The organism is Gilliamella sp. LMG 34362 (genome assembly GCF_984569125.1).
In genome coordinates, this window is sequence record NZ_OZ474902.1 from 1,666,575 (window position 1) to 1,679,872 (window position 13,298).

The 13,298-nt window shown below is 35.7% G+C and carries 12 protein-coding genes; 5 read left to right on the forward strand and 7 right to left on the reverse strand.

Going from position 1 to position 13,298, the window contains the following annotated elements; genetic code table 11:
• Positions 1-6: 6 nt before the first annotated feature.
• The 3 genes from hisA to hisIE are packed head-to-tail and all read left to right on the forward strand — an operon-like array spanning position 7 to position 2,122.
• Positions 7-744, forward strand: coding sequence for a 1-(5-phosphoribosyl)-5-[(5-phosphoribosylamino)methylideneamino]imidazole-4-carboxamide isomerase (gene hisA, locus AC5LWZ_RS07710; protein WP_493464188.1), 738 nt, complete (start codon positions 7-9; stop codon positions 742-744).
• Positions 726-1,502: an imidazole glycerol phosphate synthase subunit HisF gene (hisF, locus tag AC5LWZ_RS07715; RefSeq protein ID WP_065613040.1), complete on the forward strand. Its 777-nt coding sequence runs from the start codon at positions 726-728 to the stop codon at positions 1,500-1,502. Before hisA ends, hisF begins: the two co-directional genes overlap by 19 nt.
• Before the next feature lie 20 nt (positions 1,503-1,522).
• Positions 1,523-2,122, forward strand: a complete 600-nt coding sequence (gene hisIE / locus AC5LWZ_RS07720; RefSeq protein WP_493464189.1) for a bifunctional phosphoribosyl-AMP cyclohydrolase/phosphoribosyl-ATP diphosphatase HisIE — start codon at positions 1,523-1,525, stop codon at positions 2,120-2,122.
• A gap of 65 nt (positions 2,123-2,187) precedes the next feature.
• On the opposite strand, the gene cysB is transcribed toward hisIE, so the two are convergent.
• From cysB to matP, 3 genes are all read right to left on the reverse strand, one after another.
• Positions 2,188-3,159 (reverse strand): HTH-type transcriptional regulator CysB, encoded by a 972-nt coding sequence (gene cysB, locus AC5LWZ_RS07725; RefSeq protein WP_198220340.1) that lies wholly within the window; start codon positions 3,157-3,159, stop codon positions 2,188-2,190.
• A gap of 177 nt (positions 3,160-3,336) precedes the next feature.
• Positions 3,337-5,937, reverse strand: a complete 2,601-nt coding sequence (topA, locus tag AC5LWZ_RS07730; protein ID WP_493463408.1) for a type I DNA topoisomerase — start codon at positions 5,935-5,937, stop codon at positions 3,337-3,339.
• Positions 5,938-5,966: 29 nt separating this feature from the next.
• Entirely contained in the window at positions 5,967-6,431 is a 465-nt protein-coding gene (gene matP / locus AC5LWZ_RS07735; RefSeq protein WP_110448052.1) for a macrodomain Ter protein MatP, read from the reverse strand.
• Positions 6,432-6,579: 148 nt separating this feature from the next.
• Between matP and AC5LWZ_RS07740 the strand changes: the two genes are divergently transcribed.
• Together AC5LWZ_RS07740 and AC5LWZ_RS07745 are read left to right on the forward strand one after the other, a co-directional pair.
• The gene (locus tag AC5LWZ_RS07740; RefSeq protein WP_493463409.1) at positions 6,580-8,262 is read left to right on the forward strand and encodes an amidohydrolase; all 1,683 of its coding nucleotides are present in this window, start codon (positions 6,580-6,582) and stop codon (positions 8,260-8,262) included.
• A 363-nt stretch (positions 8,263-8,625) separates the two neighbouring features.
• Entirely contained in the window at positions 8,626-10,008 is a 1,383-nt protein-coding gene (locus AC5LWZ_RS07745) for an APC family permease (protein ID WP_493464190.1), read from the forward strand.
• A 123-nt stretch (positions 10,009-10,131) separates the two neighbouring features.
• Here AC5LWZ_RS07745 and AC5LWZ_RS07750 read toward each other — a convergent pair whose 3' ends face one another.
• The 4 genes from AC5LWZ_RS07750 to AC5LWZ_RS07765 form a co-directional block, all read right to left on the reverse strand.
• A complete protein-coding gene (locus AC5LWZ_RS07750) occupies positions 10,132-10,395 on the reverse strand; it encodes an HPr family phosphocarrier protein (RefSeq protein ID WP_034913021.1) in 264 nt (87 codons plus the stop codon).
• A gap of 144 nt (positions 10,396-10,539) precedes the next feature.
• A complete protein-coding gene (locus AC5LWZ_RS07755) occupies positions 10,540-11,481 on the reverse strand; it encodes a phosphatidate cytidylyltransferase (protein ID WP_294883516.1) in 942 nt (313 codons plus the stop codon).
• Between the two features lie 35 nt (positions 11,482-11,516).
• A complete protein-coding gene (locus AC5LWZ_RS07760) occupies positions 11,517-11,981 on the reverse strand; it encodes a hypothetical protein (RefSeq protein WP_110447754.1) in 465 nt (154 codons plus the stop codon).
• On the reverse strand, positions 11,975-13,297 hold the full coding sequence (locus tag AC5LWZ_RS07765; protein WP_493463410.1) for a phosphatase PAP2/dual specificity phosphatase family protein: 1,323 nt from the start codon (positions 13,295-13,297) through the stop codon (positions 11,975-11,977). The genes AC5LWZ_RS07760 and AC5LWZ_RS07765 overlap by 7 nt, the downstream gene beginning before the upstream one ends.
• Position 13,298: the final 1 nt, after the last annotated feature.

Consider the following 13,298-nt stretch of genomic DNA (forward strand, 5'->3'; position numbering starts at 1 on the left):
TATCCTATTATTATTCCCGCGCTTGATTTAATTGATGGTACTGTTGTGCGGTTACATCAAGGTGATTATGATCAAAAACGAGATTATGGTAATGATCCCTTAGCTCGTCTACAAGATTATCAAAAGCAAGGTGCGAAACTATTACATCTGGTTGATTTAACTGGAGCTAAAGATCCGAAAGCTCGACAAATCTCATTGATAAAATCCCTGATTAATGGTGTACAAGTTCCAGTACAAATTGGTGGTGGAATTCGGACAGAAGAAGATGTTAAAGCATTATTATCCGCAGGTGCAACTCGAGTAGTTATTGGTTCAACAGCTATTAAACAACCTGATTTAGTAAAAAAATGGTTTGATACTTATGGCCCTGAATCGTTGGTATTAGCCTTAGATGTTCGTATTGACCAACAAGGTAACAAAAACGTCGCTATCCATGGTTGGCAAGAGGATTCTAAACAGACATTGGAACAAGTTATTGATGATTATCTACCCTATGGCTTGAAACATGTACTATGTACAGATATTTCTAAAGATGGAACGCTAAGTGGCTCTAATGTAAAACTCTATCAAGAGATCAGCCAAAAATATCCACAAATTGCGTTTCAAGCTTCTGGTGGTATTGGTCAAATAGATGATGTTAAAGCATTAAAAGATAGTGGTGTTGCCGGCGTTATTGTTGGTAGAGCATTATTAGAAAGTAAATTTACAGTTCAGGAGGCGATTTCATGTTGGCAAAAAGGATAATACCTTGTTTAGATGTCCGTGATGGACAAGTTGTAAAAGGTGTACAATTTCGTAATCATGAAATCATTGGTGATATTGTACCATTAGCCAAACGCTATGCCGAAGAAGGGGCCGACGAATTGGTATTCTATGATATTACAGCCTCATCCGACGGTCGAGTAGTTGACAAAAGTTGGGTGGCAAAAGTCGCTGAAGTAATAGATATCCCCTTTTGTGTCGCTGGCGGTATAAAAACGGTTGAAGATGCAGGACAAATTTTAACTTTTGGTGCTGATAAAATTTCAATCAACTCTCCTGCGTTAGCTAATCCGAGTTTAATTACTGAGTTAGCTGATTGTTATGGAGTACAATGTATCGTGGTAGGGATTGATACTTGGTATGATAAAGATTCCGATAGTTATCATGTTTATCAATTTACCGGCGATGAAAAGCGCACTGTGGCAACCAAATGGAATACACTTGATTGGGTGCAAGAAGTACAAAAACGAGGGGCAGGTGAAATAGTGCTAAACATGATGAATCAAGATGGTGTCCGTAATGGTTATGATCTAAAACAACTAAAAACAATTCGAGAAGTTTGTCATGTACCTCTGATTGCATCTGGTGGCGCTGGAACTATGGAGCACTTTTTGCAAGCTTTTCAAGAAGCCAATGTTGATGGTGCATTAGCCGCTTCCGTCTTTCACAAACAAATAATTAATATTGGCGAACTTAAACAATATTTAGCTCAACATGGAGTAGAAATCCGATTATGTTAACTCAACATTCCCAAATACAAATAGACACTAAACAACTTGATTGGCAAAAAGTTGATAATTTAATGCCGGTTATCATACAACACTATGTTTCTGGTGAAGTGCTTATGCTTGGCTATATGAATCAAGAAGCATTAACTCAGACACAAACTAGTGGCAAAGTAACCTTCTACTCTCGTACCAAACAACGCTTATGGACCAAAGGTGAAACATCAGGTAATTTTTTAAATGTGGTAAGTATCTCGACCGATTGTGATAATGATACCCTACTTATTTTAGTTAATCCAATTGGTCCTACTTGTCACACAGGAACAAATAGCTGTTTTAACAATAACCAAACTGAATGGGGATTTTTATACGATTTAGAACAATTACTTGGTGCTCGTAAAAATGCTGACCCTAAATCATCTTATACAGCAAAACTCTACCATGATGGTACGAAGCGTATTGCCCAAAAAGTGGGAGAAGAAGGTGTTGAAACTGCACTTGCAGCTACAGTACACGACAAAGAAGAGTTAAAAAATGAATCAGCCGATTTAATTTATCACTTATTGGTCTTACTACAAGATCAAAATCTCTCAATGCAAAATGTCATTGCTATTTTAAAAGCTAGACATAAATAACATTAGTCACCAAGCACAATCTGTTGTGCTTGGTCTTTAAAATTTATAAGCAAAAGATTTTCCTACTACCTAACAGGTAATTTAATCCCATTAAACATAGCCTGTACTGCTACATTATTTTCACATAAGATAAGTCTATCAACTGTTTGCCTATTTAAATGTGCCGAAAACTGATTAATAAAATCATACATATAATTGCGTAAAAATAGCGAACGAGCAAAGGCAATATAAGTGGTACTATATGGAAATATGTGTCCAGCATTAAGTACCACAAAATCACTATCAGAGCTTTCATTAACCGCCATTTTAGCGACAATGCCAACGCCAACCCCTAACTTAACATAAGTTTTGATCAGTTCCGCATCAGTAGTACTAAAAACAATATTAGGAATTTGATTAGCTTTGATAAAAGCTTGATTCAAATCAGACCCATCATTAGAAAAATCATAACTGACTAAAGGATATTTAGACAATTCATCGATAGTAATTAAACTACTTTTAGCTAATGGATGATCTTTCATTACAATCACAGCTTGGTTCCAATGATAACAAGGTATGGCAATCATATCATCGCTAAGTTCAGATAAATCAGTTATGATAGCAAAATCAGCTTGGCCTGTTTGCGCTTGTAAAAGACATTGCGGAGATGATCCTTGCTCCATATGGAGTGTTATACTTGGATACTGTTGCATGAATTGCTGAATAACAATTGGTAAAGTATAACGAGCTTGAGTATAAGTTGTAGTAATGGTTAATGAGCCTTGATTAGGCTGACTAAATTCTTTAGCAATAATTTTAATATCTTGCGATTTAGTTAAAATCTCTCTAGCTAACGCAATAATCTTCTCACCAACGGGGGTAACTTCGGAAAGATGTTTACCGACACGAGTAAAAATTTGCACATTAAGTTCATCTTCCAACAATTTGATCTGTTTACTGATCCCTGGCTGAGAAGTATACAGTTTTTCAGAGGTAAGTGACACATTAAGATCGTTATTGACGACTTCAACAATATAACGCAGTTGTTGCAACTTCATGACAAAGGCTCCTTTAACTGTATACCTTTCCCCCTTTTTAAAACTATATAAAAAGTCAAAAAGAGGGAAATCGTAAGGTAATTCCTTTCACACTTTAGCACAAACAAAAAACAGCTTTTTATACTAAAACGATTCCTTAACCTGAGCGATTTTACATAAATCATCAGGTGTTCTTACCTATTTTTTACTATTAACCCATTTACCATCAACGTATTGCATTACCCAGCCAGTCGATTTGCCATTGACTTCGGAAGTAACGTACTGCTGTTTACTTTTACGACTAAATCGCACAATAGCTGGATTACCTTCTGGATCTTGACTCGGCGCTTGCGTTAAATAAATAAATTTTTCGGGTAGACGATCTTTAAAACGTTGTAGTTCTTCAATTAGTGGTGCACGAGTTTCTCTTGATTTTGGAAAATTATGTGCAGCTAAAAAGATACCTGAAGCACCATCTCGTAATACAAAATGTGCATCTGACTTAGTACATTTTAACTCAGGCAGATCAACAGGATCTTCTTTAGGTGGCGCTACATCACCATTTTTTAAGATCTTACGAGTGTTTTTACAATCTTGATTGGTACATCCCATGTAAAGTCCAAAACGGCCTGATTTAAGATGCATTTCTGATCCACATTTTTCACATTCAATAATTGGACCTTCATAGCTTTTTACCTTAAATGTGCCTTTTTCAACCAATGAACCATCACAGATTGGATTATTACCACAAATATGTAATTTACGTTCATTATCGAGCAAATAACTGTCCATAGCCGTATGACATTTAGGACAACGTTTAAGTGCTCTCAACGCGTCAGTTTCGGCTGTCTCTGCCTCTTCCAAAATATTCAAGGTTTCATATTCGGGAATTAAATTAATTGTTTGCTTACAACGCTCTTTAGGAGGTAACGCATAACCAGAACACGCTAAAAATACACCGGTACCAGCAGTTTTAATGCCCATTTCACGACCACAATTAGGGCATTTAATTTCTGGTGTTAAAACTAGTGGATTAAGTTGCATACCTCCACGATCAGGATCTTGTTCTGCAATGGTTAAGTGTTGGCTGAAATCATCAAAAAATTGATCTAAAACTTCACGCCATTCTTGCTTTTTATTGGCAATTTCATCAAGTGCATGCTCCATGCGAGCAGTAAAATCGTAACTCATTAAGTCATTGAAATTTTCACTTAAACGATCTGTGACAATTTCGCCAATTTTTTCCGCATAAAAACGACGATTATCTAATCGTACATAACCACGATCTTGAATAGTTGATATAATCGTTGCATAAGTAGAAGGACGACCAATCTCTCGTTTTTCAAGTTCCTTAACTAATGAAGCTTCGTTGTAACGAGCTGGAGGCTTAGTAAAGTGTTGATTAGGATCTAAGCCTATTAATTCCAACATATCTTGCATAGATACTGCTGACAACATCTTATCTTCATTATTTTTAGTTAATTGTGGTTGCACTTTTGTCCAACCATCGAAACGCAAGGTTCGACCTTTAGCTTTTAAGGTAAAATCACCCGCTTTAACTGTAATAGTTGTTGAGTTGTATTCGGCTGATGTCATTTGGCAAGCCACAAATTGACGCCAAATTAATTGATATAATTTAGCTGCATCAGCCTCAACATCGCCAAGACTATCCGCTAGAATATTCACGTCTGATGGACGAATTGCCTCATGCGCCTCTTGCGAATTTTTCTTACTGCTATAAACGTTAGCTGATTTAGGCAAATACTTCTCACCGAAGTTTTGTCCAATGTAGTCCCGAACCATGGTTAACGCATCCTGACTCAAATTAGTAGAGTCGGTACGCATATAAGTAATATAACCAGCTTCATATAGGCGTTGTGCTAACATCATCGTCTTTTTAACACCAAAACCTAAACGGGTACTTGCCGCTTGTTGCAAAGTTGAAGTAATAAACGGCGCTGTTGGATTACTTTTAGTCGGTTTTTCTTCAATATTAGTGACTTGATATTGGCTTTTATTTAATTCATCCAAAGCAATATCAATAGCAACACGATCTTTAGGTTCAAACGCATCATTTTTATAATGCGTTACTTGCATTGTTAATTGTTCTTGATGAGCAGTTTTTAAATCAGCATAAAGATCCCAATACTCTTCAGGAATAAATGCATGAATTTCTCGCTCACGTTCAACCACTAAGCGTACCGCAACTGATTGAACACGACCTGCTGATAAGCCACGAGCGACTTTTTTCCAAAGTAGTGGTGATAGCATAAAGCCAACCACACGATCCATAAATCGTCTTGCTTGTTGAGCGTTAACCCGATCCATATCCAACATGGCTGGATGGTTAAAAGCATTTTTAATCGCCGTTTTGGTTATCTCGTTAAATACGACTCGACGATACTTATTATCATCACCACCAATAACGTCTTTTAGATGCCAAGCGATAGCTTCCCCTTCTCTATCCAAGTCGGTTGCGAGATAAATCATATCGGCATCTTTGGCTAACTTTTTAAGTTCGGCAACCACTCGTTCTTTGCCAGGTAAAATTTCATAATGCGCTTGCCAGCCATTGTAAGGATCAACGCTCATACGATCGACTAACACTTGTCTTTCCGATCGTTTAACTTTTTTCTCGGCTTTATCTTTACTTGTTTTTTCAGTGCGTTGACTACTACCACTCACTGGAAGATCGCGAATATGTCCGACACTTGATTTAACTACGAAATCTTTGCCAAGATATTTATTAATCGTTTTTGCTTTGGCTGGTGATTCCACAATAACAAGGGATTTTCCCATAATTAAACCTATTTATCCTGTAGTTTAAGTTATTTACCGTCTATATTGACATCAAGTAATGACAGTAAATCATCTTTAATTGTCGATACTTTACTAGCATATTGCTCTTTTTGCTCTGCATCTTCAATTAGTTGTGTAATTGTTTGTGACAGCGTACATCCTCGGCGCTTAGCTAAATTAGCCAATCGTTGCCAGACTAGAAATTCCAAATCAATAGACTTTTTACGTGTATTTTGCTGTTCGGCATTAAAATGTCGTTTTCGTCGTGCTCGAATGGTTTGCTTCATACGATTATCTAAATCTGGATTTAGATGCTGCTTAATCCAATCAATAACCGCAGTCGGTCTGTGTTCCAATAACAATAATTCATTTACGGCTTGTTGAGCAGCACTCTTTTCAATATAACGAGTGATAAGCTCCCCTTCCAAATGCCTTTTTACTAAATAGTGCCACTTCCAACCGCATTCAAGGTTTTCTAACTGCTGATATTTCATCGGTTCACCTTGTGACGCTGTAACTAAATATGTTAGTTGTAACATAATCTTGACACACAATAAAGAAAATTATTGCATTTGACAAATTTTTTATAAATCTGCTATCGTTCACCCTTAATTTCAGATCTTTTTTAAGGAATCAAAAATAATGGCAAAAGCCGATGTTATTTATATTAATGGTTACATCTATACTGCTGACCAACACGATACGGTTTGTGAAGCGATTGCAATTCAAAATGGCTATATTATTGCAACCGGCTGCACGCAAGAGATAAATAACAGTCAATATGTTGATAATTCCACGATAATCTATGACCTACAAGGTAAAACTATGATGCCAGGGATTATTGATGCCCATTTACATACCTTTTGGGGCGGCATGCAATTATCCTCATGTAATCTAAATTACCAGAGTTTAACTGTAGATGATACTTTAGCCATTATTCAACAATATTTAGACAATGATTCCGTTCACAATAGTAGTAGTTGGTTACAAGTTCGAGGCTGGTTGCGCCAAGAAGTTTTACCAATTGGTACAGATATTACTCGATTCGATTTAGATAAACTTAATACTCAGCGTCCTATCATTCTATTTTCAAATGACTGTCATACGCTAGTTGCCAACAGCATTGCATTAGAAAAATTTGGCCTTGATCGTAATACACCTGAACCATCTGATGGCAAAATTGGGCGTACTCAGGATGGTGATTTAAACGGTATATTAGAAGATGCCCCTGCAATGCGTGCATTTGACAGTATTTCCAAACTTACCGACGAACAAGCAGTAAACATTGCTAAATTATCACAAGAAGAATTAAATAAGCAAGGTGTAACAGCGGTAATGGATGCGCGGATAACAGAAACCCAAGCTGATGCATTTCTAAAATTACAACAACAAGACCAACTGTCGATCCGATTATTTGGAGCCCGAGAATTACCACCTGATGATGTTGGTAGTATAGAAGATATTCCAGCAGTTATTGATCGCGTTAAACAATTTGCTGAGCATTATAATGACAAAAACTGGCAACCAAAACCAGGAATTAAAGTATCTCATACCAAATTATTTGTCGATGGTGTAATGCAAGCTCCATTAATGACAGCTCGTTTATTACAACCTTATCAATTAGAAAATGAAAAAGATCGCTATGGTGACCTCTATTATTCGATAGAAATGCTTGATGCATTAATTTTAGAATCATCACGGGCAGGCTTTCATCCACACATGCACACCGTTGGCGAAGGAGCCATTGAAGTGGTGCTTAATGCGATTGAAAAAATGCGTAAAGCACTACCCAATGCAGATATTAGACCAAGCACAGCTCATAATGAACTTAGTGCGATGCATCAATTTGACCGTTATAAACAATTAAATGCAAATGTTGTTTTTTCATTCCAGTGGGCCGGCTGTAGTTCTGCAATGATTGAACAGTATAAAACATTATTTGGTGCTGAACGTTATAATGGTTTAGAAGCACACGGTCAATATATTGATGCTGGGGTAACTTGTGCTTTTGGTAGTGATTGGCCAATTGATCCGCTTAATGAATGGTATGATTTCCAAATAGCTATGACTAGACAGATTGATGCTGAACATCCACGTTTAAACAGTGATCGCAATTTAACAGCACTTGAAGTACTACGCTGTGCGACCATCGGTGCTGCTTATGTTTTAAAACAAGAAGACTATATCGGATCTATTGAGAAAGGTAAGTTTGCTGATGTAATTATTTTAGATCGTAATCCATTTACCATTCCGGCAACAGATATACAAAACGTCAAAGTATTAACCACAATTGTAGGCGGCAAAACAGTTTACCAACAAGCATAATTGAACTAACCTATTGTTTTAAAAAATATAACACCCTGCCATTGTCAGGGTGTTTTTTTATAACTAATCAACATCAAACCTATGCAACAATCGATTGGAAAATACATTTTTCAAACAACAATAAAGCCATCAAATAGCCAATTAAATTATTCAACTTTAGTATTTATTGAACACAATTAACAAGCTGACTTATTTTTTTTATCAAAAAAAGCTCACAAATTACGCGGACTTATGATCTTTACTAAAAATTAGCTTGCATAATTATAATAATGTGGGAGAATTCCCTGCCGCTTTAAGCGGGTAAAAAGGCAAAACTATACTTAGTAGTTTTTTATTGTTTTTTGGGACAGAGGAGCAAATTAAATCATGTCCGCAATAAAAATGAAACGAGTTTTAACCACACCTGCATTGATTGCATTTGGTTTAGCTTATATGGTTCCTTTAGGGATCTTTACCACTTATGGGGAAGTTACCGTTGTCAGTAATGGACACTTACCTGTAGCCTATATCATCACCCTTGCCATGATCTTTTTCACAGCATTAAGTTATTGCCGAATGGCAAATAAACTACCTATTGCTGGTTCGGCTTATACCTATGTACAACGAACTTTTGGTGGAAAAGCAGGTTTCTTAGTTGGTTGGGCACAAATTCTTGATTACCTATTTTTACCAATATTAAATTACTTGGTTTTAGGGATCTATCTACATGAACTATATGATAGTATTCCAGCTTATGTATATGTATTGGCATCAATTGTAGGTGTAAGTGTATTAAATTACCTTGGAATCAAGTTAATTAATTGGGCCAATATTACTTTGAATTTCTTTCAAGCATTATTCATCGTATTGTTTATTATTTTGACATTGACAAATGTTCATTTGACACCTGAAACAATGTTAAAACCAATATCCGTCACAACCGATGATTTTAGTGGTTTATTTTCTGGAGCTGCCATATTATGTCTTGCCTTCTTAGGTTTTGATGCTATAGCAACACTAGCAGAAGAATCCAATGATGCGAAAAAAACCTTACCAAGAGCAATTATCGGCACCGTATTGATTGCTGGTTGTATATTTTTAGTTGTCTCATATTGTGCACATTTAGCTTACCCACAATGGACAGATTTTGTTGATAATAAAGATACTGCCAGTTTAGATGTAATGCGTAAAGTTGATAGCATAAGTCATCTAACCAGTATACTTGGCAAATACGGTAATGATTTTATGTATAATTTCTTCCAAACCGCTTATTTGACAGGTGTATTTGCCTCTACAATGACCGCACAAACTAGTGTGTCACGAATCTTTTATGCAATGGGGCGTGAAGGTGTGTTACCAAAACAGATCTTCTATAAAATTCATCCTCGTTTTCGAACACCTTATTTATCAATTATTTTTGTTTCCTGTTTTTCACTACTCTCTTTGGTACTTGATTTAAGTTTAGTCGTTTCAATGATCAGTTTTGGCGCCTTAGTAGCCTTTACCTTCGTTAACCTATGCGTAATCAAAAGCTACCTAAGTGGTACGGAAAAAACAGTACCAATGCTTTTAAAATATGGATTAATGCCAGCAATTGGCGTATCACTTTCGTTATGGCTATGGACCAGTCTTGAAACGACAGCGATGACGGTAGGTTTAATTTGGTTAGTAATTGGATTTTGTTATTTGCTTTATTTAACTCGATGTTTTACCAAATCATTGCCTTCTATTGATCATACAGAATTGGATTCAATCATCAAAGATTAGTAATCTATTAGGTCTACTTAAAAGTATTTAGTTGATGCCCTTTTAAAACAATTCCGTCGACCAAGGTCGACGGAATTTTCATTTCTCAGTAAATAAAATAAGCTAAGTTAAAATCGCTTAAAATTATTCACCAAAACCTGTAGCAAATAATTCACGGATTTCATCCATTGCTGCTTGTTCATCTTCACCGTCACAGATGATTTCAACAGTTGAACCACCTTTAACGCCAGCACCAAGTAAACCCATCATGCTTTTTAATTTAATGGCTTTGTCGTTATAAACAAGTTCAATTGATGATTTATAACGGCCAGCTAATTTAACAAGCGTTGTTACTGGGCGTGCATGTAAACCAGTTGAATTTTTTACTACCATTTGCTCTTTTAACATATTATAGTCCTTACATATTTCTAACGTTAATACAATGCATGTATTTATATCATAAATTAACTTTTTTTGCTCTTTTTTAGCATCAATTTTTGAAATTATTTGATTATATGATAGTTTTGCTAATATTTTTCATCACATTAAAAACTAAACTGCCCAAAAATATCTTACGATATGAAAAAATATCGGCGCAGCAAAGCAAATAGAATCAAAACGATCAAGTATTCCACCGTGACCACCTATTAGTTTACCCCAATCTTTTACGCCACGATCGCGTTTAATAGCAGACATAACCAGACCACCCATAAATCCTAACAAAGTGATCATTAAAGAAATAAGTCCTGATTGTATAAAAGTAAACGGAGTGATCCAACACATACAGGCACCAATAAAACTAGCAGATAAAACACCACCAATAAAGCCTTCAATCGTCTTTGATGGTGATACGTTTGGGCTAATTTTATGTTTACCAAACAATTTGCCAAATACGTACTGCAACACATCAGATAACTGAACGATTAATACTAAATAAGCAATGAGTAATAGATTACGGCCTTGGTAATTTTCGATATCTAATACTAATAATGCTGGCACACACGAGATACTATATACCGTAATCATTAATCCCCATTGCACATCGGCTATTCTCGCCAAAAAATTAGCGGTTGAACCAGTTATTGTGGCAAATATCGCCAGAAACAAGAAAGCATAAACAGGAATAAAGATACTAAATAAACCATACCATGCTAAGGCGACCAAAATATATTGCATGGGTAAAGCAACTGCAAAAGCAAATATTAGGGCAAAATAATCAGAATGATTGATAGGCGTTAAAATAAGAAACTCTCGCAATGCTAAAGCTGAAATAACAAAAAACAAAAAAATTACTGCCAGTTGTCCAAACCAAAATGCTAAACCAATAATGGCAACCATTACCCACCACGCATTGATGCGAGTATTTAAATTATCGATAACACTATTAGGCGATGTAAGACGATATTTTAACAATTGACCAATAATTGTTGCCACTAATAAAAACAAGCCGATGCCCAAAAATAATAATAGTGTATCATATTGGAAATGGGACATTTCAGCGCTCCTTATATTGCTGTGGTGGTAATCTATTAACTTGTGATAATAGCATTAATCATTATAAAAACGATTAAACAATTTTGTAATAAAAATAGTACTACCTGCCTTTTAAACAGTGATAAAATCCCTTTTTGCCGTTCAGACAGCGTTCTTGATGATTGATGAGGTTTGATTAGTTGCAAATTGGCTAATGCTATGTCCATAGCTAGCAGCTCTTCTGGTAAATGATCAACATGCTCAGATAAATATTCAAACAATTTTCTATCAAAATCTATCCTTATTGCATAATACTTACTCATTAAACCTAGAATAAAAATGATTAGACAACTGATAGTTAATGATGTTAGCGAAATATGAATCAAAGCGACAATAGCAGCTAATATGGTTAATAGTATCGAAAAAAGATCAATATGTTTACTTATCGATAAAAAACAACAAAACGTTACTATATCTATTTTAGTTACACTATTTTGCGACCTATTATTACTACTCAACATATCGCTATCTCATCTTTAAAGTTAACCAACCAATTGGATAAAATCAGTTGTTGCTGGCTAGAAATTACAATTGAATTCCGCTGTTCTTTTACTATTCCTATCGCCTGTTGCAGAGTATTAGCTCTTTTAGTCCACAATAACCATGCAATAACTGCAGTTGCACTTCTCGAATAACCTAAAGCACAACAGACTAATAGTTTACCCTGCTGTCGATAATATTCGATAGCTTGTGCAGCCTGCTGACACTCTTGTTGTGATAAGGGGGTCATATCTAAAACAGGAATAAGCTTATAGTTACCGTTAAAAAATCCAATTGGCAACTCGGCACAAAGATCGACAACCGATATAAAATGATTTTGATTTAGCGTTTTTGAGGATGGAATGCGACCTAAATAAACTTCATCAATAATCAAATCATCAGTTGGATGTTTAATTGTCCATAACCTTGAATTGAGCCACATAATAGCAAAAAATGGCAAATAGAGCAGATAAACGGCTAACTTAAAATGACCATCTTGCTGTTTTTGCAAACCGGAGGTGCCAAACAACAAATAATTAGTTGCAATCAATAACCAGGCACCAGCCAACCATAACAACCAGAGTGCCCAGCCAGAAAAGTAAATAGCTATAGTGAGTGACAGTAGGAATAAACAAAAATAGATCATCGCCCAAATATAGTTTTTAGTTAATGGTCGATGTTTTAATGGCGTCGTCATATTATCGGGCCATAACCAAATAGAAAAACACCCTACCCATAATCCAGTTGGAATATCGAAAAAATGATGTTGCCAAGTCGTTAAAACCGAAAGTGCAATTAAAAAACACCAAGCATGTAATATATAACGTCCAATCCCCCGAAAATATTGAGCAAAAAATTGCCATAAAATAACTAATAATGTGATGTGTAATGAAGGAGCTTGATTAAACGGTTTATCGAATCCCATTAAAATATCAAACATCAAGCCCAAAAATCCATCCAAAGCTGGGCGTTCAAAATAGAACTTAAGCGGGAAAATTAGAAAACAGGTGATACAAATCACTTGTGCCGTTAACAGCCGTAAACCAAGATTTTTAAGTGATTGCCAAGAAGATGTTAAAAGAATAGCTAATCCATACATCAGATCGATAGACCAATAAGGAATTATCGTCCATGACCAAAGTGGAATAGAATATTCCCAACTAAAAAATAGACTTGTTACATCCTCACGTTGAGATGATAGCCAGTTGGCAAAATTATAGCTAGCAAAAAAGAATACTGATAAACCGGCTAACCATACACATTTATAGACATTAAGTCGGCTAAAGAGTTTTAACATA

Bases quoted from the DNA above. Each gene is read 5' to 3' on its own strand.
- hisF (WP_065613040.1), top strand. From the start codon at position 726: ATGTTGGCAAAAAGGATAATACCTTGTTTAGATGTCCGTGATGGACAA.
- cysB (WP_198220340.1), bottom strand. From the start codon at position 3,159: ATGAAGTTGCAACAACTGCGTTATATTGTTGAAGTCGTCAATAACGAT.
- topA (WP_493463408.1), bottom strand. From the start codon at position 5,937: ATGGGAAAATCCCTTGTTATTGTGGAATCACCAGCCAAAGCAAAAACG.
- matP (WP_110448052.1), bottom strand. From the start codon at position 6,431: ATGAAATATCAGCAGTTAGAAAACCTTGAATGCGGTTGGAAGTGGCAC.
- AC5LWZ_RS07740 (WP_493463409.1), top strand. From the start codon at position 6,580: ATGGCAAAAGCCGATGTTATTTATATTAATGGTTACATCTATACTGCT.
- AC5LWZ_RS07750 (WP_034913021.1), bottom strand. From the start codon at position 10,395: ATGTTAAAAGAGCAAATGGTAGTAAAAAATTCAACTGGTTTACATGCA.
- AC5LWZ_RS07755 (WP_294883516.1), bottom strand. From the start codon at position 11,481: ATGTCCCATTTCCAATATGATACACTATTATTATTTTTGGGCATCGGC.
- AC5LWZ_RS07760 (WP_110447754.1), bottom strand. From the start codon at position 11,981: ATGTTGAGTAGTAATAATAGGTCGCAAAATAGTGTAACTAAAATAGAT.
- AC5LWZ_RS07765 (WP_493463410.1), bottom strand. From the start codon at position 13,297: ATGTTAAAACTCTTTAGCCGACTTAATGTCTATAAATGTGTATGGTTA.